The sequence below is a fragment of the Bacillus sp. FSL E2-0195 genome, from assembly GCF_038003645.1.
In the GTDB taxonomy this organism is placed as follows: Bacteria; Bacillota; Bacilli; order Bacillales; family Bacillaceae_G; genus Bacillus_A; species Bacillus_A mycoides.
Genome location: NZ_JBBOPN010000001.1, coordinates 5,257,685 through 5,280,681 on the forward strand (window position 1 = coordinate 5,257,685; position 22,997 = coordinate 5,280,681).

The following is a 22,997-nucleotide window of genomic DNA, read 5'->3' on the forward strand; positions in this document are numbered from 1 at the left end:
GGTGGATAGTTTTTTTGTTTACTTAATTGCTTCATGAACCTTTAATTGTTTCCCTTTAATCGTTGTGTTTTTCATATTTTTTAAAACAAGTGGTCCTTTTCCATTTAATATTTCAACGTAAGAAACATTGTCTTGTATTGTAATAATTCCTATATCTTCTGCTGTAACACCTTTAATTTTAGCAATTGTACCGACGAAATCTACCGCCCTAATTTTCTTTTTCTTCCCGCCATTAAAGTACAATTTCATAATTCCTTTGTTTAGGTCTGCATTTTTATCTTTCTTTATAATTGGTTTAGCATGTATCTTTTCCTCAAATACTGCTTTCCCTTTCATAACTTCTTCTTTTGAAGGTGCAAGTGCCTTTGGAATTTCAAAGCCAATGTACTCCTCAATCTCTTCTAAAAATCTATTTTCATACGGCGTCATGAATGTAATAGCTTTCCCGTTATTACCAGCTCGTCCCGTTCTTCCCGTACGATGTACATAACTTTCTTTTTCTAATGGAATATCATAGTTAATAACATGTGTAATATTATCAATATCAATTCCTCTAGCAGCTACGTCTGTCGCTACTAAATAACGGAACTTTCCTTTTCTAAAATCGTCCATAACTTCAAAACGATCTTCTTGTACCATACCACCATGTATTTTGTCACAAGGATAGTTAACCCGCTTTAACTGCTGAAATACGTGATCTACATTTTCTTGCGTACGGCAAAAAATAATACAACTATCTGGATTCTCAATCGTTGTTACATCTTTAAGAAGTGAAAGCTTCTCCTCTTCTCTCATCTCAAAAAGTGTATGTTCAATTTTATCTGTTGTAATCCCGGTAGCCTTAATTTCAATATGCGTTGGCGAATCCATATACGTACGAGATAACTTTTCAACATCTTTTGGAAGTGTTGCTGAAAATAGCATTGTCATTCGTTTTTTAGGTAATTCGTCAATAATTGCCTCTACTTGATCGATAAAACCCATATTCAGCATTTCATCCGCTTCATCAATAACTAAATACTTCAAACACTCTAAAGAAAGGGTACCTTTTTCAATATGATCTAACACACGGCCAGGAGTCCCAACTACAATATGTGTTTTTTGCTTTAACTCTAATTTTTGACGTGCAAATGGAGATTTACCATAAACTGCAGCGGCCTTAATTCTTTTGAAACGACCTATATTCGTAATGTCTTCTTTTACTTGCACCGCAAGCTCTCTCGTCGGTGTTAAAACTAAAGCTTGTGGCTTATTCTCTTCCCACTCCACCATTTCACAAAGTGGTATGCCAAATGAAGCGGTTTTTCCACTTCCGGTCTGTGATTTCACGACAAGGTCTTTCCTTTGCAAGGCAACTGGAATAACCTCTACTTGCACTTCCGTTGGATGTTCATATCCTAAACCAGTAAGTGCTCTTACAATTTCTTTACTTAATGCATAATCGGTAAAACTTCTTTTACTCATGTAATAACCTCATTTTATTCTGTATTTAATAATTATATTTTTTATTCCCCTACATTTAATTATACTAAGAGGATATATCAAACTAATATTTTTAATTCGCTAAAATATCAACTTAACCTAAGTATAACTCTTTTTATATTGTTTTTTAAAACAACATAATAAAGGACAGTCTTAATAATAAGCCTGTCCACCTACATAACGAAAAATATTTTATTTTCAGATTTTCCCTTTACGGAACTAGCCTTTTTACAACCGGTATTCTTTGCAATACTAAAGTTATTAACATACTAAGGACAAGTGTAATAATTACATTTATAGGTATTGCCAATATTGCATGTACATGTGCATTCACCTTTGGAATGACTATGTATAGATAATTATTTAATAAGAAAAAGTGAAGAATATAAATCCCAAGACTTGCTTGGTTTATGCCACGTAATAAAAATGGCAATTGCCTTTCTGAATTTTGGAAAGCATATTTAAAAAAGACAAATAACCCAATTGCCATAAGTACAACACCTGGCGCAAAATATTCATACCAATATTGATCCAGCTGTCCATTTGCTTTCAATGTATAATGGTATGTCATAAAGAATGTACCAATACATCCTACAACTCCCCCAATATAAGAAATATTCCGCCATTTTTTCGCAATATCATAATTTGATAAGTAATAACCAAGTAGAAAATATCCTACATAATTTGTAACATAAAATAATTCAATATTAAAGTTGATAGGATAATAATAGTTTACTAGTTTAACTATTACAGATGCATATAGCCATAAAATTAAAAAATATTCTATCTCTCTCTTCTTAGCATTTTTCACAAATACTTTCAGTAAAGGTGCGATTAAATATATTCCTACAATCATATATAAGAACCATAGATGTAACCCGATACTATTTGTTAAAAAGTACTTTATCCCTTGCTTTAAAGAAGCCGGAAAATATCCTACGCAAGCCCCATAGATGTAAAATATAGCACTCCAACCTATAAAAGGTATAATCACTTTACTTGCACGTTTCTTTAAAAATTCCCCAATAGAAGTATCTTTTGTTCCCTTTAATAATAGGGCTCCACTAATCATTACAAAAATTGGTACACTAGCACGCGAAAGTGAGTCGTAAAAATTACCAGCCAGCCAACGCGACACGTTATTTGAATCTAACGTAGAAACATAACCAGCAGCAACGTGAATTGTAACGACCGCAATTGTCGCTAATACACGTAGCCAATCCATATACACTAATCGTCCCATAAAATCTCCCCTAAATTAATATATTTCTCTATTATTCTCCCTACATAATTCTACAATAATCGATTACACATTAAAATACATTGTAGCCATATAAATCCAAAAATATTAAATAAGCTTTATTTTTTAAAATTAAACATTAAAACCTTTGACTTATTACTAAAAATACTGTAAATTATCATTTGGACGAACGTTCTTAAGTGAACTGTGTAAAATATTCGTATTTTAGGGGTGTAAATGATGGAAAACGTATTTGACTATGAAGATATTCAATTAATTCCTGCAAAATGTATTGTAAATAGCCGATCTGAATGTGATACAACTGTCACTTTAGGAAAACATAAATTTAAATTACCTGTCGTACCTGCAAATATGCAAACGATTATTGATGAAAGAATCGCAACTTATTTAGCTGAAAATAATTACTTCTATATCATGCATCGTTTCCAACCAGAGAAACGAATTTCATTCATTAGAGATATGCAATCATGTGGATTAATTGCTTCAATCAGCGTTGGTGTTAAAGAAGACGAGTACGAATTCGTACAACAATTAGCTGCTGAGCAACTTTCACCTGAATACATTACAATCGATATCGCACATGGTCACTCTAACGCTGTGATCAACATGATTCAACATATTAAAAAACATTTACCAGAAAGCTTCGTTATCGCTGGAAACGTTGGAACTCCAGAAGCGGTAAGAGAATTAGAAAACGCTGGTGCTGATGCAACAAAAGTTGGCATTGGACCTGGTAAAGTTTGTATTACTAAAATTAAAACAGGCTTTGGAACTGGCGGTTGGCAGCTAGCTGCACTTCGCTGGTGTGCAAAAGCTGCAAGTAAGCCAATTATCGCTGACGGTGGTATTCGTACACATGGCGACGTAGCTAAATCAATTCGATTTGGAGCAACTATGGTTATGGTCGGTTCTCTATTCGCAGGTCATGAAGAGTCTCCAGGGGAAACAATCGAAAAAGATGGCAAACTTTATAAAGAGTACTTCGGTTCAGCTTCTGAATTCCAAAAAGGTGAGAAGAAAAACGTTGAAGGTAAGAAAATGTTCGTTGAGCATAAAGGTTCTTTAGAAGACACTTTAATCGAAATGGAACAAGATCTTCAATCTTCTATCTCTTACGCTGGTGGAACAAAATTAGACGCAATTCGTACTGTAGATTATGTAGTCGTGAAAAACTCTATTTTCAACGGTGACAAAGTATATTAATTTATAAATTTAACTAGAAGGACAAGCATTTTTTATGCTTGTCCTTCTTTTTCATGTATAAAAATGTAAAATATTTTCATTTCACTGAATTTTCTAGTATCATGTTTTTAGATACTTATAATAAGGGGGATATAACAAATGAAAAATGTAATTGAGAAACGCCTTATTCGCGCGGAAGTCTCTACTGAATTGACATGGGACCTTTCTGATTTATACGAATCTGATAAAGAGTGGGAAACTGCATTACTTGTATTAACAGACGATATAAAAAAACTTGATGCATTTAAAGGACAATTACACACTAGCCCCGCTACCTTATTAAATTGCCTACTTTTAGAAGAAGAGCTTTTAATGAAGTTAACAAAACTCGGCGCATATGCAAACTTAAAAGAATCCGTTGATCGTACAGATTCAGTTATTCAAGCGAACTCTTCCAAAATTTCCGCTCTAGGAACGAATGTACATACCGCACTTTCCTTTATTCATAACGAAATTCTCTCATTTGAGGAGGGAATAATTGAAAAATATTTAACTGAGGAAATAAAACTTGAACCTTTCCGTAAATCATTACTAGAGATACTCAAAAAGAGGCAGTACACTCTCTCTCCTGAAACAGAAGAAGCTCTTGCTGCACTCGGCGAAGTTCATAGTTCACCCTACAAAATTTACGGCATGACTAAATTAGCCGATATGGATTTCCCTTCTATACAAGATGAACAGGGAAATGATTTGCCTGTATCGTTTGCATTATTCGAAAGCAAATATGAATTTTCTCCAAGCGCATATATACGTAAAAAAGCATATTCATCATTTGTTTCCACATTGAAACGATATAAAAATACAGTTGCAACAACATATGCTACTGAAGTAAAAAAACAAGTGGCGCTTTCTCGTTTGCGCAAGTACGAGTCCGTTACCCATATGCTTTTAGAGCCTCAAAAAGTTCCACTTGAAATGTATAACAACCAACTAGATATTATTTATAACGAATTAGCGCCTCATATGCGCCGTTTTGCAGATTTAAAAAAGAATGTATTAGGGCTTGATCAAATGCTTTTCTGTGACTTACATGCACCGTTAGATCCTGAATTTAATCCAACAATCACTTACGAAGAAGCTGGCAAACTCATTCAAGATTCTTTAAAAGTATTAGGAAATGAATATAGTTCCATTATCGAAAAAGGCTTCAAAGAAAGATGGGTAGACCTTGCAGATAACGTAGGAAAATCAACAGGTGCCTTCTGCTCTAGCCCATACGGTTCTCACCCTTATATTTTAATTACATGGCAGGGTACGATGCGCGGGTGTTTCACATTAGCTCATGAATTTGGACATGCTGGTCATTTTTATTTAGCAAATAAAAATCAGCGTATTATGAATGTGCGTCCATCTATGTACTTCGTTGAAGCTCCATCAACAATGAATGAATTACTATTAGCCCAGCATTTACTTGCGACTACTGAAGATAAGAGAATGCGCAGATGGGTTATTCTGCAACTACTCGGCACATATTACCACAACTTCGTTACCCATCTACTTGAGGGAGAATATCAAAGAAGAGTATACGCTCTAGCAGAAGAAGGGCAAGCACTCACAGCTACAACTTTAACTGAAATAAAAACGAAGGTCCTTTCGACATTCTGGGGAGATTCCGTAGAAATTGATGAAGGCGCCGGTTTAACATGGATGCGTCAACCTCACTATTATATGGGCTTATATTCTTACACATATTCTGCGGGACTAACTGCTTCTACCGCTGTAGCTCAAATGATTAAAGAAGAGGGACAACCTGCTGTTGATCGCTGGCTTGATGTACTCCGTGCAGGCGGTACAATGAAACCACTGGAATTAATGAAACACGCTGGAGTAGACATGTCAAAACCAGATGCAATCCGTAAAGCCGTTTCTTACGTCGGTTCCTTAATTGATGAATTAGAACGTTCTTATCAAGAATAAAAATAAGCCCTCGCTTTATGAGGGCTTATTCTATATTTACTTTCCAAATCTTTTGCGGTATCCGCACTTTCTACATAGTTCTTCTACTGCAACCCTTTTTGAAAATCCATCTACAATATTGTTCGCTCTTTCACCTTCAATAATATTAGAGAATGAATCATTATTAATATTTCCAAGATTAATAATTCCCTCACCATCTAGACAACAAGGAATAACCGTTCCGTTCGCTAAGATTCCAGCCTGATTTCGAAGACCATGACAGAATCCTTTTCCATCATCCTCTTCTTCATGCAATGCCGGCCACTGGAATTCATAGTCTTGATTAATAAAGACACGTTCCGCAATTTTTATACCTTTTCCCGGTGTAAGCTTCTCTTCAATTTGATAAGATAGATCAAATTCATTTTCAATTATAGATAATAAATCCCTATTTTTTTGGATTTCAGCATTTGTTTTATTATCCTGAGTTAAATTCCATAATCTTAGTGAAACGATTAAGTCCGATTGACTTGTTGCCTCTCTAATGAAAGAAAGTATACTCCTTACATAGCCCTCTTTATCTTGCGAACCTGGGTGTCCATCAAAACTGTGCAGTGAAAAATTCATTTGTCTTAACGCAGGCTTATTTAACAGTCTATGCCTTCTCTTATTAATTAACGTTCCGTTCGTTGTAATATTAACTTTAAACCCTTTTTCATGGCTTAAATCTAATAGTTGATCTATTTTCGGATGGAGCAACGGCTCACCCTTCACGTGCAAATAAATGTAGTCTGTGTGAGGTTTAATTTGGTCTAATCTTTTAGCAAAATCCTCTACAGAAATGAATTGCTTCTGCCTTTCCGTCGGCGGACAAAAGCTGCACGCAAGATTACATACACTCGTAATCTCCAAGTAAAACTTCTTAAACTTCTTCACCTTTAATTCCTCACTTCTATGACTACTTATACTTTTTCCCTCTTCATATTACAGCATATTTTTTTAGAAATAGAAACATACTTATTTTAGGAAATCTACATACCATCTATTAATGTTTAAAAGACCATCGGTGATTTTTGTCCAATGGTCTTTTTTACTCTTTATATACAAATGAAAAATTTATTTATGATACGGTTCACCACGATTAATCCGAAACGCTCTATACACCTGCTCAAGCAATACTAATCGCATTAATTGATGTGGTAATGTCATCTTCGAAAAAGAAAGAGATTCGTTTGAACGCTTCATTACTTCAGAACTAAGCCCCAGTGATCCACCAATTACAAATGTAATCTTGCTCTTTCCATATGTAGCAAGGCGATCTATACTTACCGCAAATTCTTCTGATGATTTTTGTTTTCCTTCTATAGCTAACGCAATGACATGCGTATCATCAGAAATTTTATCCAGTATACGAATACCTTCTTTTTCTTTTACAATTAACATTTCTGCTGCACTTAAATTTTCTGGTGCCTTTTCATCTGGCAATTCAATTACTTCTACTTTTGCGTAAGAAGATAATCGTTTTAAGTATTCTGCTATACCTTGTTTTAAGTATTTTTCTTTTAATTTTCCGATTGAAATAATCGAGATATTCACATTTATTCCCCACCTTACAAACACGTTATCCACAGGACTTATCCACATATCCACAAATGTTACCCACATATTGTGTGAGAATCTGTGTTCGATACAACATATGTCGCCTCATTTTGACAAAATTCACATGTTTTTTTCTCTTCTTTAGAGTTATCCACATTGTTAATAACCGGTGCGACTTCACACTCATCCACAATGATATCTAATGCTAATTCAACATGTTCTAAACAACAAGGTAAATTCATATTCCTCACCTCACTTTTCTACAATAGAAAACAGGAGGTAGGCCCTCCTGTTTTTAATACTTTTGAATGCCTAATTTCACCGTTGTTGTCGCTCGTTTTGTACCACGATAAAACGTAAGAGTCATTTTATCATTAATTTTTTTATTATATAAGGCCGTGCGGAACCCAATAATATCGTGCACCGCTTTTCCATCTACCGCCACAATAACATCATGTTCTCTAAGACCCGCATCCGTACCTGGCGAAGGACTTTTCACATCTAAAATGCAGACTCCTTCTGTTACGTTACCTGGTAAGTGTAATGTTTTTGACCAATAGTAACTCGGAATCTCATTTAATGATCTTAGTTCAATCCCAACGTAAGGTCTTCTTACTTTACCGTACTTTTCTAGTTCATTCATAATAGGAACAGCTCTCGTAACTGGAATAGCTAATCCAATTCCTTCTACTTCTTTTGCTGCAATTTTCATTGAGTTAATACCTATTAATTGTCCCGCTACATTTACAAGCGCTCCACCACTATTACCTGGATTAATTGCCGCATCTGTTTGCAATACTTCTACTTGCCAATCGTAATGTCCATCTTGATCTAAATCTACAGGAACAATACGCTCATTAGCCGAAATAATACCTTGTGTGACAGTTCCGGAAAATTGTAACCCTAGTGGATTTCCAATCGCAATAACTGGTTCTCCTCTACGAACGGTATTAGAGTCGCCAATTTCAATCACTTTCTTCACATGCTTCGCATCTATTTCTAGTACAGCTAAGTCCGTGACTACATCGGTTCCTAATACTTTACCTGGAATTTTCTTACCGTCACTTAAGCTCACTTCAATACGATTCGCCCCAGCAACAACGTGGTTATTCGTTACAATATACGCATGTCCATCTGTTCTCTTATAAATCACACCAGAGCCTGTACCAGCTTCCGAATCAGCCTCCGAAAAATTGTCTCGTTGAATATTAATAACACCAACAACAGCCTCTGAAGCACGATCCACAGCGTCTACAAAGCTAATCTGTTTAACAGGAACATTTCCACTTTGAGCTTCAGCCATATTTTTTTCACTTGCTTCAGCTTGCGGAAGCTTACCTGCATGATTTGAAAATAAAGGCGCTCCAAATGCAAATAATGAAGCCCCTACAATTGTCCCCGCTATGCTAGAAATGACAATACCTTTATGTTTCTTTTTGCCTGCACGTTTAATACGATATTTTTCTTCATCAATAAAGGACATATTTGTTCACCTATCTTCCTGAAAACAACTATATTCACCTTTATTGTTTACTAAAATGAAGAATTATACGTATTGAATTTTCGTAGGCATTTTTTGATCCGTATCATGTATTTCAAAGGATTTTCCAACCCCAAAACCTTTTTCTTCTAATACTTGTGATACAGACATACGCGCTAATTCTTTCATGTTATTATCTAAGCTTAAATGTGCTAAATAAATGTGTTTTGTCTCATCTGTAATAACATCAGCCATCGCTAATGCAGCGTCCTCATTACAAACGTGGCCAACGTCGCTTAAAATACGTCGCTTAATGCTCCATGGATAGCGTCCCATACGAAGCATTTCCACATCATGATTGCTTTCAAATACGAAAGCATTTGCTCCCTTAATAACACCTTTCATACGGTCACTTACGTAGCCCGTATCTGTAATAAGAGCTAACTTTCTATTATTGTTATGAAAAGCGTAAAACATCGGTTCCGCCGCATCATGAGAAACACCAAATGATTCAACTTCAATATCCCCAAATGTTTTCACGTCTCCTACTGAGAAAATGAATTTTTGATCAGTTGGGATATTACCTATTAAATGTTCCATTGCATTCCATGTTTTCTCGTTCGCATAAACAGGTAAATCATATTTACGCGCCAATACACCTAATCCTTTAATATGATCACTATGCTCATGTGTTACAAGAATACCTGATATGTCATTTATATTCAGTTCAGCTTGTTTAAATAAAGCCTCTGTCGCTTTACCACTTAAACCTGCATCGACAAGCAGTTTTTTTTCATCTGTTCCTACATATAGCATATTCCCTGTACTTCCACTTGCAAGTACACTAAAATGCATGCTCATTCTTTCTCACTCCATTATGTTCTTCCGGCACTTGAGTTTCCCCTAATTCCATAACTTGTCCTTCAATTGCATTCACAAAAAAATCCTTTTTTTGTTCTGTCTTTAAGTTCCATGTTGGAGCAAGCACTTGTATATTAGAAGAAGACTCCGCAAGAGTCGCATATCCAATCTGCGCCTCTTTCACGTGCGTATTTTCTGCAATTTTATTTTTCAAATATATATTTTCTAAAGCTGTTTGAGCAGTAATAATTTCTTGTTCTTTCGTCTTTTCGCTTTCGCCCATTTCCTTCAAATCCGTTAACATTGTTTGTGTATATGAAATAAGCTCATTTTTTTCATTTAAATCTACAACAATCATCGCACGATTATTGTAGAAGATTGGTTTATCTTTATACTTTTGAAAGAAGTAAATTTTTGAGTCCTTTATTGCTCCAAACTCATATTTTTGTCCATCCAGCACATAATTTTTCAAAAACTCATTATACTTATCTTTTGACAATGATTTTGTATTTAAAAAAGGCTCTTTTAATTTACCCTCTATTTGATATTCGTCTTGCACATGCGCTGTCTGATTTTTTAAAGATTCCACATCTTCTTCTTTGAAACCCTTATTTTTCGCCATTATAAATGACTCTTTTTTCGGTTCTTTAGGAAAATTTCCCATAGTAATTTTTTCAGCTTTTAATTGTTGATCAATTTTCGTTTCCGTCACAAGTTCTAATTGATTACTATCTTGCTTTTGAATGAACTGAAAGATAAGAAAGAGGTCTAAAACAAAAAAGGTCACAATAAATATGGTCTTAATTCGATCCCAATCCATTTAGTCCCCCCTCACTCCACTCATATATTTGTTGCTTACCATCTTCTTCACATTTTACATACCATATCGGCTGTAAGACAGCGATTCTCACATCACTGATAGACGGTTCCAATGACATTTTATAACCAATACCAATATCCTGAATTGATTTTTTATCAATTTCTGGATTATTCTCTAGTGATGTCATCACTGTACGACCTGATGCTAGAGAAGTTGTTTGTTGTTTACTAGGCAAAGGAATACTGAACTCAAAAAAGGGTCTTTCATACTGCATAATTTCACCTGAACCCCATACTTGTTTTAATTCCGCTATTCCATTTGCATTAAATACAGGCAAACCATCCTCATATAAACGGAATGAAGTTTTCCTCCCATTAATATAATCAAAACGATAGGACTTCAAGGATCCACTATGCCCACTTACAAAGTCAAAACTTTTTTGTAAAATTACCGCATTATCCGTAGATTTATCACCATGTACAGCGGAATTTTTATATTTCAACATTGCATCCGACTTATCAATTTCCATAGAACGGATGCCATCTGTAAATGTTTCCTTTGTTTTCTCAGAAATAGGACTTAAATAACGTGGATCACTAAATAAAGCATTTTTAAATGGATCCACTTCTAGTTTAGCTGTAATATACTCTGCCTTACTTAATTCCGTAATTCCCTCTGGTAAAAAAAGTTTTTTTGTATCATTTATTTGATACTCAAAATATGGTCTTGCTACTGTTATAAGTTGATTTTGAGCATTTATAATATCCTTTATATAAGCACCACTTAATGTTGCTTGATATATTTTATGAGGAGTATCATAGGAAACAAAGCTAACTTTAATTTCTTGATCCTTACTTCTAGAAGGATCAATTATAATACGATTAAAACTTCTGTTACTTTCTATGTTTTTATCTTTAATATTAAACATATTTTTAATCGTATCTAACGGGATATTTGTAGGAAAAACAAATTCAATTTTTTCTTCTCCGTGTACATAAGACAGAAAATCACCTTTAGGGACTGTCCACGTTATTTCCTCGAAATTATGTAATTCTCCGTTTTCAAGAATTTTATAAATCGAATCCACATTTTCCTTCTTTTCGCTTACATAATGATTTTTCTCTTTATGAATAACGACAGAGGATGGGCGAACAACCTCCGAAATCTTTATCGTATTTATCTCTTCGTTACCTTGAACGAACTTTGTATTTTGCATAGAAGTAGAATCAGGAACATATGTCCACAAGTTAAAGGTAAGAAATAGACTAATGACAACCAAATTAATTAGAACTATCGTTTTAAAGTTTTCCATACTCATTCCCAATCGTCCTCTTCATCTGTCGCCATTGGCAATGTGAAATAAATAGTTGTCCCTTTTCCTTCCTCACTTTTCGCCCAAACCGAGCCGCCATGTGCCTCAATCATTTCTTTCGCAATGGCTAACCCAAGACCTGTACCACCCATTTGTCTCGAACGCGCTTTATCTACACGATAAAAACGTTCAAATATTTTATCTACATTTTCTTTCGGAATTCCCATTCCTTGATCACTCACACTAATCTCTAATAACTCCCCGCGGTCACGTAGGCGATATGTTACTGTACCACCTTCTGGCGAATATTTTAGTGCATTGGAAATAATGTTATATAAAACTTGTGTAATTTTGTCTGTATCCATATCAATAAATCGAGATTTTTTAGAGAAAGATCGTTTGAAGCTTACATTTTGCTCTTTAGACATTTCAAAACGATCGATAACGTTATTAAAGAAATCCGTAAAGTCGACCCATTCCTTCATTAAGCGATGTTCTGTACTATCTAGTTTAGATAGTTGTAACAATGCATTTACAAGCCTGATCATTCTTTCCGTTTCCTCTTGTGTAACCGTTAAAAATTGCGGTGCAATATTTGGATCTTGCCATGCTCCATCAGTAAGTGCTTCTAAGTAACTGCGCATCGTTGTTAACGGCGTTCTTAACTCATGAGATACGTTCGCAACAAACTCACGGCGCTCTTGTTCTATCCGCTCCTGCTCTGTTACATCATATAATACAGCAATTAAACCATTTGCCTTCCCTGTTTCTTTTTGAATAACAGAGAAACTAGCACGTAAAATATATGGTTCATTTCTCGTACTAAAATCTAATAAAACTGAATCAGGCTCTTCATATAAATGATCCAGTGTAAATTCTTCTTGTATTCCTAGCACTTCTAACACTGATTGATCTAGCGCCGTTTCACGCGAAACATTTAACATCTTTTCCGCAGGATCATTTAATAAAATGATATCCCCTTTTCGATCAGTAGCAATTACTCCATCTGTCATATGTGATAAAACGGATGATAATTTTCGTCTTTCACTTTCTGTGGAGGAACGAGCTTGTTGTAATTTTTTAGATAAATTGTTAAAAGATAATGCTAATTGTCCAATCTCATCGTGACTATGCACCTTTACTTTTCGCGAATAATTTCCTTTCGCCATTTCAATTGCTTGTCTTCGCATATCTGAAATTGGTCTCGTAATTGTTTGAGCCAATAAAATTCCAAGTACAGCTGTTACTAATAAAGCAATTACTGTCCCCGTTGCAAAAATTTGGTTGATGTCCTTCATTTGTTTATACACATCTTCCATAGATGCAACGATATGAATGACACCAAGTACCTCTCCGCCAGGCTCTTTTAGAATAGGGGTAATCATAACTTGAACTCGATGACCTGTATTTCCATCTTTCTCAATCTTTGACTCTGGTTTCTTTTGTACCATTACCCGTTGTACAGCTGTATCTGCTGACGTTCTTCCTACCTTATTTTGCTTAGACCCGTCTGAAATTGCCATTAATTTTTTAGTAGCATCAATTACACTTACTTCTTGAATATCTTTCTTACGATCTGATGCGAATTTTTGAATCGAGTCATTAATAGCTTTATCTACTGATTCTGTTTTAGGACGTTCTTTTACAAACTCTTGCTTCAGGTTATAAGAAAGTAGATTTGTTTGCTGCGTTAAGGAATCTTGAAAGCCTTTTACAAGGCTTTTTTCTAATTCCCTGACGAAATATACACCAATTACTTGCATTGCTATTAATATTAACAGCATATATATGAGCACAAATTTTAAATGAATAGATTGAAAAAAACCAACTTTCTTCATATACTATTCCTGTTCTGGGTCACGCAAGTAATACCCTACTCCACGTCTAGTTACAATTAAAGTAGGATGACTTGGATTATCTTCAATTTTTTCGCGTAAACGACGTACTGTTACGTCTACTGTACGTACATCTCCAAAATAATCATAACCCCAAACTGTTTGTAATAAATGTTCACGAGTCATAACTTGACCTAAATGCTTCGCTAAATAATGTAGTAATTCAAATTCACGATGTGTAAGCTCAATGCTTTCTTCACGCTTTGTTACACTATAAGCGTTCGAATTGATAACGATTGGTCCAATAACCATTTCGGTATTTTCTTCTTTCTCTGCAGCACCACCCTGCTGATGGCGACGTAAATTCGCTTTCACACGAGCAAGTAGCTCCCTCGTACTAAATGGCTTCGTTACATAATCATCTGCCCCAAGCTCAAGCCCTAATACTTTATCAATTTCAGAGTCTTTTGCTGTAAGCATAATAATTGGCATTTCTGAGCTTTTACGTATTTCACGACATACCTCTAAACCGTCTTTTCCCGGTAACATAATATCTAATAAAACCATATCTGGCTGTTCTTCATTTGCTTTTTCAATCGCCTCATCACCATCATGCGCCATTACAATTTCAAAACCTTCTTTTTCTAGGTTGAACTTCAAAATATCCGCAATTGGCTTTTCATCATCAACTACTAAAATTTTCTTTCCCATCATCGTCTATTTCCTCCTTATAAAAATATGATCAATAATCCTCAAACATATTGGTGTTTCTATAGTATGTTCCTATATGACAACAATCTTAGTCTAAGTATTTCTCCTCTATTCTCATAGACTCATGTATCATCCACTTTTACACAGAATCCTATACGATCTATAGAAAAACCTCTAGCTTCAACTGCTAGAGGCTCCTCATTCTATTGTAAAATAACTACCCACATTTGTAAAACTGGACAAAATAAAAAGGATATTAAGTGGGCCCACTTAATATCCTGAGAGTGGCTCGGGACGGAATCGAACCGCCGACACGAGGATTTTCAGTCCTCTGCTCTACCGACTGAGCTACCGAGCCAAAACTATATATAAAACCACTAATGGTGGTATAAACAAAAGTGGCGGTCCCGACCGGGGTCGAACCGGCGATCTCCTGCGTGACAGGCAGGCATGTTAACCACTACACCACGGGACCAAAAATGAACATAAAAAAAACATGACCCGTACGGGATTCGAACCCGTGTTACCGCCGTGAAAGGGCGGTGTCTTAACCACTTGACCAACGGGCCACGAAAAATAAAATGGTGAGCCATGAAGGATTCGAACCTTCGACCCTCTGATTAAAAGTCAGATGCTCTACCAACTGAGCTAATGGCTCATACTCACCAACGTCATATTTTCGTGACGACAAGACATATCATAACATGCTATCTTTCATTTTTGCAATACCTTTTTTATTTTTTTATAAAAAAATAAGAAAAAACTCATAAAAATATGAGTTTTTTCTTAAAAAAATCAATTTTTTATATCAATTAAGCTTCGTATACATTACGAACGATATTTGTTTGATTACGATCTGGTCCAACCGAGAACATAGATAATTGGATTCCTGTTAATTCAGAAACACGCTCTACGTATTTTCTTGCATTTTCAGGAAGTTCATCCAATGATTTCACAGCAGTAACATCTTCTGTCCAACCTGGAAGCTCTTCATATACAGGCTCACATTTCGCTAAAATGTTTAAGTTAGCTGGAACTTCATCGATAACTTCGCCATTGCATTTGTAAGCAACACAAATTTTAACAGTTGGAATACCTGTTAATACATCGATAGAGTTCAATGATAAATCTGTTAAACCACTAACACGACGTGCATGTCTTACAACAACGCTATCGAACCAACCTACACGGCGTGGACGACCCGTTGTTGTTCCGTATTCACGACCAACTTCACGAATTTGGTGACCGATTTCATCATTAAGTTCAGTAGGGAATGGACCATCACCAACACGGCTTGTATATGCTTTACATACACCTACAACGCGAGTAACTTTCGCAGGACCAACTCCAGTTCCAACTGTTACACCACCAGCAATTGGGTTAGAAGATGTAACGAACGGGTACGTACCGTGGTCGATATCAAGCATAACACCTTGTGCACCTTCAAATAATACACGATTATTGTTATCTAGTGCATCATTTAATACGACAGATGTATCGCATACGTAATGTGCGATTTGTTGTCCGTATTCGAAGTACTCTTCAAAGATTTCTTCTACGCTGAAACCTTCTGTATCGTACATTTTTTCAAACAAACGATTTTTCTCCACTAAATTACGCTCAAGCTTCTCTTTAAATGCTTCACGGTCTAAAAGATCAGCCATACGGATACCAATACGAGCAGCTTTATCCATATATGCAGGACCGATACCTTTTTTCGTTGTACCAATCTTGTTATCACCTTTACTCGCTTCTTCTAATTCATCTTGTTTTAAGTGATAAGGTAAAATAACGTGCGCACGGTTACTTACACGTAAATTATCAGTACTTACACCACGATCGTGTAAGTATTTCAACTCTTCAAGTAATGCTTTCGGATCTACTACTAAGCCATTTCCGATTACACAAATTTTCTCTTTATAGAAAATACCAGATGGAATTAAGTGTAATTTATATTTAACTCCGCCGAAAACAATTGTATGTCCCGCGTTATTTCCACCTTGATATCTTGCAACTACTTCCGCATGCTCAGAAAGAAAATCAGTGATTTTACCTTTTCCTTCGTCGCCCCATTGTGTTCCTACAACTACTACTGAAGACATTATTAAAGCACCTCCGCAATTTTCAAACGATCTATTCAAACAATATAATTGTACCAAAACAGAAAGAGAAGTCAACCAAAAAACGAACATTTTTTTACCGAAAAACGTTTTCGTTCGTAAGAATTACATATTCACCTTATGAAAGCCCTATCTTTTATATAAAAAAAAAGAAACACATCTTATTATAAGAAATGTGTTTCTTTTTTATACTGCCTTTATGCATGCGGTGCATGTCCATCCTCAAAGCGGCGTTCTAAGTTGACGAATTTATTAAATTCCTTAACAAACGCAAGCTCTACTGAACCTACCGGACCATTACGTTGTTTTGCAATGATAATTTCAATTGTATTTTTATTTTCTGTTTCACGGTCATAGTAATCTTCACGATATAGGAAGGCTACAATGTCAGCATCCTGCTCGATACTTCCTGATTCACGAATGTCAGACATCATCGGACGTTTATCTTGACGGGATTCTACACCACGAGATAACTGCGACAAGGCGATGACAGGTACTTGTAATTCACGTGCAATCCCTTTTAATGTACGAGAAATCTCAGATACTTCCTGCTGACGGTTTTCTCCTGATTTCCCACTTCCTTGAATAAGCTGTAAATAGTCAATCAAAACCATCCCAAGACCTTGCTCTTGCTTTAATCTACGACATTTTGCTCGAATCTCATTTACTTTAATCCCTGGTGTATCATCAATATATATACCAGCATTAGAAAGGCTACCCATCGCCATTGTTAATTTCGCCCAATCATCAGAAGTTAATGAACCGGTACGAAGTCTTTGTGCATCAATATTTCCTTCTGCACAAAGCATACGCATAACAAGCTGATCAGAGCCCATCTCTAAACTAAAAATCGCTACATTTTCATCAGTTTTCGTCGCTACGTTTTGTGCGATATTTAATGAAAATGCAGTTTTTCCTACCGATGGACGCGCCGCCACGATGATTAAATCATTTCGCTGAAAACCTGCGGTCATCTTATCTAATTCAGTAAATCCAGTTGGTATCCCGGTAACTTCACCCTTTTGATTATGCAAAAGTTCAATTTTATCATAAGCATCTACAAGAACATCTTTAATGTTTTGGAATGCTTTTGCATTTGTTTGGTGAGATACTTCTAATATTTTTTTCTCAGCCTCGTTTAAAAGGCCATCCACATCATCTTCTCGCTCGTATCCATCCGATACAATATGAGTCGCCGTTCGAATTAAACGACGTAAAAGTGCCTTTTCAGCGATGATGCGTGCATAATATTCTACATTAGCAGCTGTTGGAACAACTTCTGCTAACTCTGCTAGATAAGAAACCCCACCAACTTCTTCTAGTAATCCTTGATCAGCCATCGCTGATGTCATTATTACTAAGTCGATTGGTTCTCCCTTATCAGACAACCCAAGCATGACTTCAAAAATCTTTTGATGTTTCGTTCGATAAAATGAGTCAGGTACCAATAGTTCCGATGCTGACGTTAACGCATCCTGATCAATTAATATGGCACCTAAGACTGCCTGCTCAGCTTCTATATTATGCGGAGGGGTACGATCAGCCATTACATCACTCATGCGCAATCCTCCTTGCTTAATTTATTTTTATTGTTCACTAACATGAACTTTTACTGTTGCTGTTACTTGCGGATGCAATTTCACATTGACGTTTGTATAACCTAATGCACGGATTGCATCATCCATTTCAAATTTACGTTTATCAAGTTTAATCTTGTGTGACTTTTGCATTACATCTACAATTTGTTTACTCGTGATAGAACCAAATAAGCGGCCACCTTCTCCAGATTTCGCCTTTACTTCTACAGTTAATTTCTCTAATGTTTCTTTCAGCTCTTTTGCATTCTCAACTTCTGCTGCTGCATCTTTTTCCTCTTTGCGCTTTTGAGCATCTAAAGTTTTCATACTGCTGTTTGTCGCTTCGGCAGCTAACCCCTGTTTTAGTAAGAAATTATTTGCATAACCGTCTGGTACGTTTTTTATTTCTCCTTTTTTACCTTTACCTTTTACGTCTTTTAGAAAAATTACTTTCATGATTGTGTGCCTCCCTGTAAATAGTCATCAATAACAAATCGAAGCTTCTCCTCCGCTTCATCTACTGTAACATTTTTCATTTGTGTGGCTGCATTTGTTAAGTGCCCGCCACCTCCTAAATTCTCCATAATTAGCTGTACATTCAATTCACCTAAAGATCTACCACTAATTCCAATGAAATTTTCTCCGCGTTTTGCAATAACAAACGATGCAATGATACCTGTCATTGTCAATAATGTGTCTGCTGATTGTGCAATAAGTACTTGGTCATAATATTCATCACCATCAACTTTAGCAATCGCAATTCCATTTTTATAAATGTACGCATTTTTAATGGCTTTTGCAACTCGTAAATACTGACCCATATCTTCTTTTAAAAGTTCTTGTACAAGTACAGTGTCTGCGCCATGCGAGCGTAAATAAGAAGCGGCATCAAATGTACGAGCGCCTGTACGGAATGTAAAACTTTTCGTATCAACAATAATACCAGCTAACAATGCCGTTGCTTCTAACATTGTCATCTTTAAATTTTTCGGTTGATACTCAAGTAATTCTGTAACAAGCTCTGCCGTTGAAGAAGCGTATGGCTCCATATAAACAAGTAATGGATCTTCAATGAAATCTTCCCCGCGGCGATGATGGTCAATAACTACTACATTTTCAATCTTGTGTAACAGTTTTTCCTCCATCACCATTGAAGGTTTATGTGTGTCAACAACAACAAGTAATGAATCATCATTTGCAAATTCCATCGCTTGCCCTGGTGTAATAAAATGTGACCATAACTCTTCATTTTGTTTCACTTTATCCATCAAACGTTTGATTCCTTTATCAGAATCATTTTCATCTAATACAATATATCCTTTGCGCTCATTTAATTGAGCTACCTTTAAAATACCAATCGCTGCACCAATCGCATCCATATCAGGAGCTCTATGCCCCATTATAATGACATTACTGCTTTCTAATACTAAATCCTTTAATGCATGCGAAATAACCCTAGCACGTACACGAGTACGCTTTTCAACCGGATTCGTCTTACCACCGTAAAACTTAACTTTACCCGTTGCTTGTTTAATAGCTACTTGGTCTCCTCCTCGTCCTAATGCAAGGTCTAAACCAGATTGAGCCATCGCTCCAAGCTCTGATAAAGGTAAATCACCTGAGCCAACACCAACACTTAATGTAAGTGGTATATTCCTTTTTGATGTTTCTTCACGCACTTGATCCAAAATACTAAATTTCCCTTTCTCCATTTGCGCTAAAATACTTTCATTTAGTACAACGAAGAATCTTTCTGAAGATGCACGTTTCAAATATGCACCATACTTAACGGCCCATTCATTTAGACGTGACGTCACAAGACTTGTTATATTCGTACGTAATTGGTCATCTAATCCTTGTGTAACTTCATCATAGTTATCCAAATAAATAACAGCTAAAACAGTGCGTTGATCTTCATACATCTTTTCAATTTCTGTTTGTTCCGTTACATCAAAGAAATAAATTAGCTTTTCTTCTTTCCTTACAAAAACACGAAACTTTCGATTATTTAAAGAAACTATATCGTCAGAAGTTTCCCCCTTAATAAAAAGGAGTAATGTTTCTGATACATCGTAAAGGTGCCAACCAGCTAATGCATGCTGCCCCAAACATGATGATAAATAAGGATTCGCCCAATCAATTCCATAATCCTTATTGTATAACAAAATACCAATTGGCATTTGGTTAAATGCTTCATTACTCACTTTCTTTACCCTTGTAATCATATCTGTCGTATGTTTTTCAAAATTCCTTTGAAAAGTAAGTTCGAATCGTATAACGAAAAAAAGTACAATACAAAAGATAAAAAAGGCTGATATCCCCATAATTAAATGAAAGTAACAGAGGAGTGAAATTAGCACGAATACAAAAAATGCCAATACGTAAACAGGATATAAAAACCACTGTTTCTTATAAAATTCAGGCATGTATACAACTCCTATAAAGTAAAACTAACTCACTTTCCAGTTAGTTAAACAAATTAAAATAGTGTAAGGAATATTATTTTATTCCCCTATTTTAGAACGCAATGAAATCCCTAAATCAATTATACCTAAGATTGTTACAAGAGGAAACATCATCGGAATAAACATGCAGACAATAAAACTAATAATAGGAACACCTTTCGTAAAACCTTTGCTATGCGCTATAAAAGCGATAAATGTCAGACCTTGCAGTACTAGTAGTAAAGCAAATATGACATATAAATTAGAAAATACCATATGTAAATATGATGTCGGTTCTACTTTTATAAAAGTTGATAGCAAAATAAATATAACGTAATACCAAACAATACTCTTTGGTAATTGTATATCTTTAAATTTAGGCCAAGGTATAACGTCATGCTTTAGTTTTCTCAAAACACTACCTGATATCATAACTGTAATCCAAGAAAAACATACAGAAACCATCACAAGCAAACTTGGGAATAACGTTTGTAACACATCATTAAATTGTGCAAATAATTCTTTTTGCTCTTTACTAATAGGCATACCCGCAGCAGTAACTATCTTTTCACTTTGCGCCATACTTTCATTAAACATATTTTGCATTTGCTTCATTAAATCTATGTTAAAAAACTTTATACTCGCAACATAAATGAGCATAATACCAATTAAGTACGCAAGCGTCCCCGCCATTAAAGTTTCTACCGGCTTTTTTCGTTTTTTATACATATATCCTAAAACGATACCTATCAATCCAAACATAGTTGTCTTTACTAGGTTCATCGGCTGACTGACAATAACAGTAATAAAAAGCGCCGCAGTAAAAACTATAAAGGCGTTAGATAATCTATATCTTATCGTTAGCAATATAAATGGCAATGGCAACGCAAACGTTACAACTGTACCTAAAATTGGAACATACATAGATATAAGCAATAACATTGCATATATCGCTAACAGTGCTGCACCCTCAGTAATAAATTTCGTATTCTTCATCATCTAACCTCTCTTTCAAAAAAAGAAAAGCATAGCAAAATGCACAGTAGAGTCCGACTCTACTGTGCATTTCATACGCTATTATTCACCAACATATGGTAAAAGTGCCATTTGACGAGCACGTTTAATTGCAACTGTAAGTTTGCGTTGGTATTTCGCGCTTGTTCCTGTTACACGACGAGGTAAAATTTTACCGCGCTCAGAAACGAAACGTTTTAATAAATCAACATCTTTATAGTCAATGCGAGTGATGCCGTTAGATGTGAAGAAACACACCTTACGACGCTTCGCACGTCCACCTTTGCGTCCTGCCATGTCTATTCCCTCCATTCTTTGTTAAAAATAGCCGATTCACACCATTAAAATGGTAAATCGTCGTCCGAAATGTCAATCGGTTGACCAACATTCGAAAATGGATCGTCATTCTTCGTAAATCCAGAGTTACCTTGATTACCTTGGTTACCTGAATTACTAGATTGACCAAATGGGTTAGAGCTTTGGTTACCGAAACCAGCTCCTGATGGTTGCTGATTGAATGAACCACGTTGCTCCCCACCGCCATTACGCGGCTCTAAAAATTGTACGCTCTCCGCAAGAACTTCTGTTACATATACACGTTTACCATCTTGTCCATCGTAATTACGAGTTTGAAGACGTCCGTCTACGCCTGCTAAGCTACCTTTTTTCAAATAATTTGCCACGTTTTCTGCTTGTTTACGCCATATTACACAATTAATAAAGTCAGCTTCACGCTCACCTTGTTGATTCGCAAATGCGCGATTCACAGCTAACGTAAAAGTAGCTACTGCAACACCATTGGGCGTGTAACGTAAGTCAGGGTCCTTAGTTAAACGACCAACGAGGATAACACGATTCATCAATCGAACCACTCTCCCTTATATATCAATTATTTTTCTTCTTCTTTAACAACGATATGACGAAGGATATCTTCGTTGATCTTAGCTAAACGGTCGAATTCGTTAATCGCCTCTGAGTTAGAGTTCACGTTTAAGATCATGTAGAAACCTTCACGTAAGTCGTTGATTTCGTAAGCTAAACGACGCTTACCCCACTCTTTTGTGTTAATGATTTCTGCACCATTGTTTGTTAAAACACCTGCGAAACGTTCAACTAAAGCTTTTTGAGCTTCTTCTTCAACGCCAGGACGAATGATGTACATAATTTCGTACTTTCTCATTACACTTTCACCTCCTTTTGGTCTAAACGGCCCATAATGGGCAAGGAGCAATTAATTTATAGTAATTACTCACGAGTTTAGATTATATCATAGTAAGTTATATGAATCAACTCACCAATACGTAAAAAACTTGGCAAACACATAATATATTTGCCAAGTTCAT

Annotated in this window: 21 protein-coding genes and 4 tRNA genes; 2 read left to right on the forward strand and 23 right to left on the reverse strand. The window is 35.7% G+C overall.

Annotation, left to right across the window (positions count from 1 at the left end):
- Nucleotides 1–18: 18 nt before the first annotated feature.
- Both MHH59_RS27230 and MHH59_RS27235 read right to left on the reverse strand, forming a co-directional pair.
- On the reverse strand, nt 19–1,464 hold the full coding sequence (locus MHH59_RS27230) for a DEAD/DEAH box helicase (RefSeq protein ID WP_340852876.1): 1,446 nt from the start codon (nt 1,462–1,464) through the stop codon (nt 19–21).
- Nucleotides 1,465–1,693: 229 nt separating this feature from the next.
- Complete coding sequence (locus tag MHH59_RS27235) at nt 1,694–2,725, reverse strand: acyltransferase (protein ID WP_002130174.1); 1,032 nt, start codon at nt 2,723–2,725, stop codon at nt 1,694–1,696.
- Between the two features lie 237 nt (nt 2,726–2,962).
- Here MHH59_RS27235 and guaC point away from each other — a divergent pair, with 237 nt between their 5' ends.
- Both guaC and pepF read left to right on the forward strand, forming a co-directional pair.
- Complete coding sequence (guaC, locus tag MHH59_RS27240) at nt 2,963–3,946, forward strand: GMP reductase (protein ID WP_098635881.1); 984 nt, start codon at nt 2,963–2,965, stop codon at nt 3,944–3,946.
- A gap of 138 nt (nt 3,947–4,084) precedes the next feature.
- The gene (gene pepF, locus MHH59_RS27245) at nt 4,085–5,902 is read left to right on the forward strand and encodes an oligoendopeptidase F (RefSeq protein WP_002167285.1); all 1,818 of its coding nucleotides are present in this window, start codon (nt 4,085–4,087) and stop codon (nt 5,900–5,902) included.
- A 36-nt stretch (nt 5,903–5,938) separates the two neighbouring features.
- Here the strand turns inward: pepF and MHH59_RS27250 are convergent, their stop codons facing one another.
- From MHH59_RS27250 to rpsF, 21 genes are all read right to left on the reverse strand, one after another.
- Entirely contained in the window at nt 5,939–6,817 is an 879-nt protein-coding gene (locus MHH59_RS27250; RefSeq protein WP_002016446.1) for a radical SAM/SPASM domain-containing protein, read from the reverse strand.
- 180 nt (nt 6,818–6,997) lie between these two features.
- Nucleotides 6,998–7,477 carry a 23S rRNA (pseudouridine(1915)-N(3))-methyltransferase RlmH gene (gene rlmH, locus MHH59_RS27255; RefSeq protein ID WP_002130178.1) on the reverse strand — a complete coding sequence of 160 codons (480 nt, stop codon included), beginning with the start codon at nt 7,475–7,477 and terminating at the stop codon, nt 6,998–7,000.
- Nucleotides 7,478–7,536: 59 nt separating this feature from the next.
- Entirely contained in the window at nt 7,537–7,722 is a 186-nt protein-coding gene (locus MHH59_RS27260; RefSeq protein WP_002035001.1) for a CxxH/CxxC protein, read from the reverse strand.
- 53 nt (nt 7,723–7,775) lie between these two features.
- Complete coding sequence (locus MHH59_RS27265) at nt 7,776–8,963, reverse strand: S1C family serine protease (protein ID WP_002035000.1); 1,188 nt, start codon at nt 8,961–8,963, stop codon at nt 7,776–7,778.
- A gap of 63 nt (nt 8,964–9,026) precedes the next feature.
- Nucleotides 9,027–9,821 carry an MBL fold metallo-hydrolase gene (locus tag MHH59_RS27270; protein ID WP_002130181.1) on the reverse strand — a complete coding sequence of 265 codons (795 nt, stop codon included), beginning with the start codon at nt 9,819–9,821 and terminating at the stop codon, nt 9,027–9,029.
- Nucleotides 9,805–10,641, reverse strand: a complete 837-nt coding sequence (locus MHH59_RS27275) for a two-component system regulatory protein YycI (RefSeq protein ID WP_002130182.1) — start codon at nt 10,639–10,641, stop codon at nt 9,805–9,807. The genes MHH59_RS27270 and MHH59_RS27275 overlap by 17 nt, the downstream gene beginning before the upstream one ends.
- Nucleotides 10,622–11,959 (reverse strand): YycH family regulatory protein, encoded by a 1,338-nt coding sequence (locus tag MHH59_RS27280; RefSeq protein ID WP_201057121.1) that lies wholly within the window; start codon nt 11,957–11,959, stop codon nt 10,622–10,624. The genes MHH59_RS27275 and MHH59_RS27280 overlap by 20 nt, the downstream gene beginning before the upstream one ends.
- Nucleotides 11,956–13,791, reverse strand: a complete 1,836-nt coding sequence (gene walK, locus MHH59_RS27285) for a cell wall metabolism sensor histidine kinase WalK (RefSeq protein ID WP_002130184.1) — start codon at nt 13,789–13,791, stop codon at nt 11,956–11,958. Before walK ends, MHH59_RS27280 begins: the two co-directional genes overlap by 4 nt.
- 3 nt (nt 13,792–13,794) lie before the next feature.
- Nucleotides 13,795–14,502, reverse strand: a complete 708-nt coding sequence (gene walR, locus MHH59_RS27290; RefSeq protein WP_000971867.1) for a cell wall metabolism DNA-binding response regulator WalR — start codon at nt 14,500–14,502, stop codon at nt 13,795–13,797.
- 282 nt (nt 14,503–14,784) lie between these two features.
- Nucleotides 14,785–14,857: transfer RNA gene (locus MHH59_RS27295), tRNA-Phe, on the reverse strand.
- 41 nt (nt 14,858–14,898) lie between these two features.
- A tRNA-Asp gene (locus tag MHH59_RS27300) sits at nt 14,899–14,974 on the reverse strand.
- A gap of 22 nt (nt 14,975–14,996) precedes the next feature.
- Nucleotides 14,997–15,068, reverse strand: a tRNA-Glu gene (locus tag MHH59_RS27305).
- 13 nt (nt 15,069–15,081) lie between these two features.
- Nucleotides 15,082–15,157, reverse strand: a tRNA-Lys gene (locus tag MHH59_RS27310).
- A 154-nt stretch (nt 15,158–15,311) separates the two neighbouring features.
- Nucleotides 15,312–16,601, reverse strand: coding sequence for an adenylosuccinate synthase (locus MHH59_RS27315; protein ID WP_002034994.1), 1,290 nt, complete (start codon nt 16,599–16,601; stop codon nt 15,312–15,314).
- 215 nt (nt 16,602–16,816) lie between these two features.
- Complete coding sequence (dnaB, locus tag MHH59_RS27320; protein ID WP_002016457.1) at nt 16,817–18,178, reverse strand: replicative DNA helicase; 1,362 nt, start codon at nt 18,176–18,178, stop codon at nt 16,817–16,819.
- Nucleotides 18,179–18,205: 27 nt separating this feature from the next.
- On the reverse strand, nt 18,206–18,652 hold the full coding sequence (gene rplI, locus MHH59_RS27325; protein ID WP_002130186.1) for a 50S ribosomal protein L9: 447 nt from the start codon (nt 18,650–18,652) through the stop codon (nt 18,206–18,208).
- Nucleotides 18,649–20,622 (reverse strand): DHH family phosphoesterase, encoded by a 1,974-nt coding sequence (locus MHH59_RS27330; protein WP_002016460.1) that lies wholly within the window; start codon nt 20,620–20,622, stop codon nt 18,649–18,651. The genes rplI and MHH59_RS27330 overlap by 4 nt, the downstream gene beginning before the upstream one ends.
- A 78-nt stretch (nt 20,623–20,700) precedes the next feature.
- Nucleotides 20,701–21,636, reverse strand: a complete 936-nt coding sequence (locus MHH59_RS27335; RefSeq protein WP_002130187.1) for a YybS family protein — start codon at nt 21,634–21,636, stop codon at nt 20,701–20,703.
- 81 nt (nt 21,637–21,717) lie between these two features.
- The gene (gene rpsR, locus MHH59_RS27340; RefSeq protein WP_000918874.1) at nt 21,718–21,951 is read right to left on the reverse strand and encodes a 30S ribosomal protein S18; all 234 of its coding nucleotides are present in this window, start codon (nt 21,949–21,951) and stop codon (nt 21,718–21,720) included.
- 44 nt (nt 21,952–21,995) lie between these two features.
- Nucleotides 21,996–22,517 (reverse strand): single-stranded DNA-binding protein, encoded by a 522-nt coding sequence (gene ssb, locus MHH59_RS27345; RefSeq protein ID WP_000981963.1) that lies wholly within the window; start codon nt 22,515–22,517, stop codon nt 21,996–21,998.
- Nucleotides 22,518–22,543: 26 nt separating this feature from the next.
- Nucleotides 22,544–22,834 carry a 30S ribosomal protein S6 gene (gene rpsF / locus MHH59_RS27350; protein ID WP_001233782.1) on the reverse strand — a complete coding sequence of 97 codons (291 nt, stop codon included), beginning with the start codon at nt 22,832–22,834 and terminating at the stop codon, nt 22,544–22,546.
- Between the last annotated feature and the right edge of the window lie 163 nt (nt 22,835–22,997).

Coding starts and splice junctions, on each gene's coding strand:
- rpsR (WP_000918874.1), bottom strand. CDS start 21,951: ATGGCAGGACGCAAAGGTGGACGTGCGAAGCGTCGTAAGGTGTGTTTC.
- MHH59_RS27280 (WP_201057121.1), bottom strand. CDS start 11,959: ATGAGTATGGAAAACTTTAAAACGATAGTTCTAATTAATTTGGTTGTC.
- walR (WP_000971867.1), bottom strand. CDS start 14,502: ATGATGGGAAAGAAAATTTTAGTAGTTGATGATGAAAAGCCAATTGCG.
- MHH59_RS27330 (WP_002016460.1), bottom strand. CDS start 20,622: ATGCCTGAATTTTATAAGAAACAGTGGTTTTTATATCCTGTTTACGTA.
- MHH59_RS27270 (WP_002130181.1), bottom strand. CDS start 9,821: ATGAGCATGCATTTTAGTGTACTTGCAAGTGGAAGTACAGGGAATATG.
- rplI (WP_002130186.1), bottom strand. CDS start 18,652: ATGAAAGTAATTTTTCTAAAAGACGTAAAAGGTAAAGGTAAAAAAGGA.
- MHH59_RS27265 (WP_002035000.1), bottom strand. CDS start 8,963: ATGTCCTTTATTGATGAAGAAAAATATCGTATTAAACGTGCAGGCAAA.
- MHH59_RS27230 (WP_340852876.1), bottom strand. CDS start 1,464: ATGAGTAAAAGAAGTTTTACCGATTATGCATTAAGTAAAGAAATTGTA.
- rpsF (WP_001233782.1), bottom strand. CDS start 22,834: ATGAGAAAGTACGAAATTATGTACATCATTCGTCCTGGCGTTGAAGAA.
- MHH59_RS27235 (WP_002130174.1), bottom strand. CDS start 2,725: ATGGGACGATTAGTGTATATGGATTGGCTACGTGTATTAGCGACAATT.
- dnaB (WP_002016457.1), bottom strand. CDS start 18,178: ATGAGTGATGTAATGGCTGATCGTACCCCTCCGCATAATATAGAAGCT.
- MHH59_RS27335 (WP_002130187.1), bottom strand. CDS start 21,636: ATGAAGAATACGAAATTTATTACTGAGGGTGCAGCACTGTTAGCGATA.
- walK (WP_002130184.1), bottom strand. CDS start 13,791: ATGAAGAAAGTTGGTTTTTTTCAATCTATTCATTTAAAATTTGTGCTC.
- pepF (WP_002167285.1), top strand. CDS start 4,085: ATGAAAAATGTAATTGAGAAACGCCTTATTCGCGCGGAAGTCTCTACT.
- guaC (WP_098635881.1), top strand. CDS start 2,963: ATGGAAAACGTATTTGACTATGAAGATATTCAATTAATTCCTGCAAAA.
- MHH59_RS27260 (WP_002035001.1), bottom strand. CDS start 7,722: ATGAATTTACCTTGTTGTTTAGAACATGTTGAATTAGCATTAGATATC.
- MHH59_RS27315 (WP_002034994.1), bottom strand. CDS start 16,601: ATGTCTTCAGTAGTAGTTGTAGGAACACAATGGGGCGACGAAGGAAAA.
- MHH59_RS27275 (WP_002130182.1), bottom strand. CDS start 10,641: ATGGATTGGGATCGAATTAAGACCATATTTATTGTGACCTTTTTTGTT.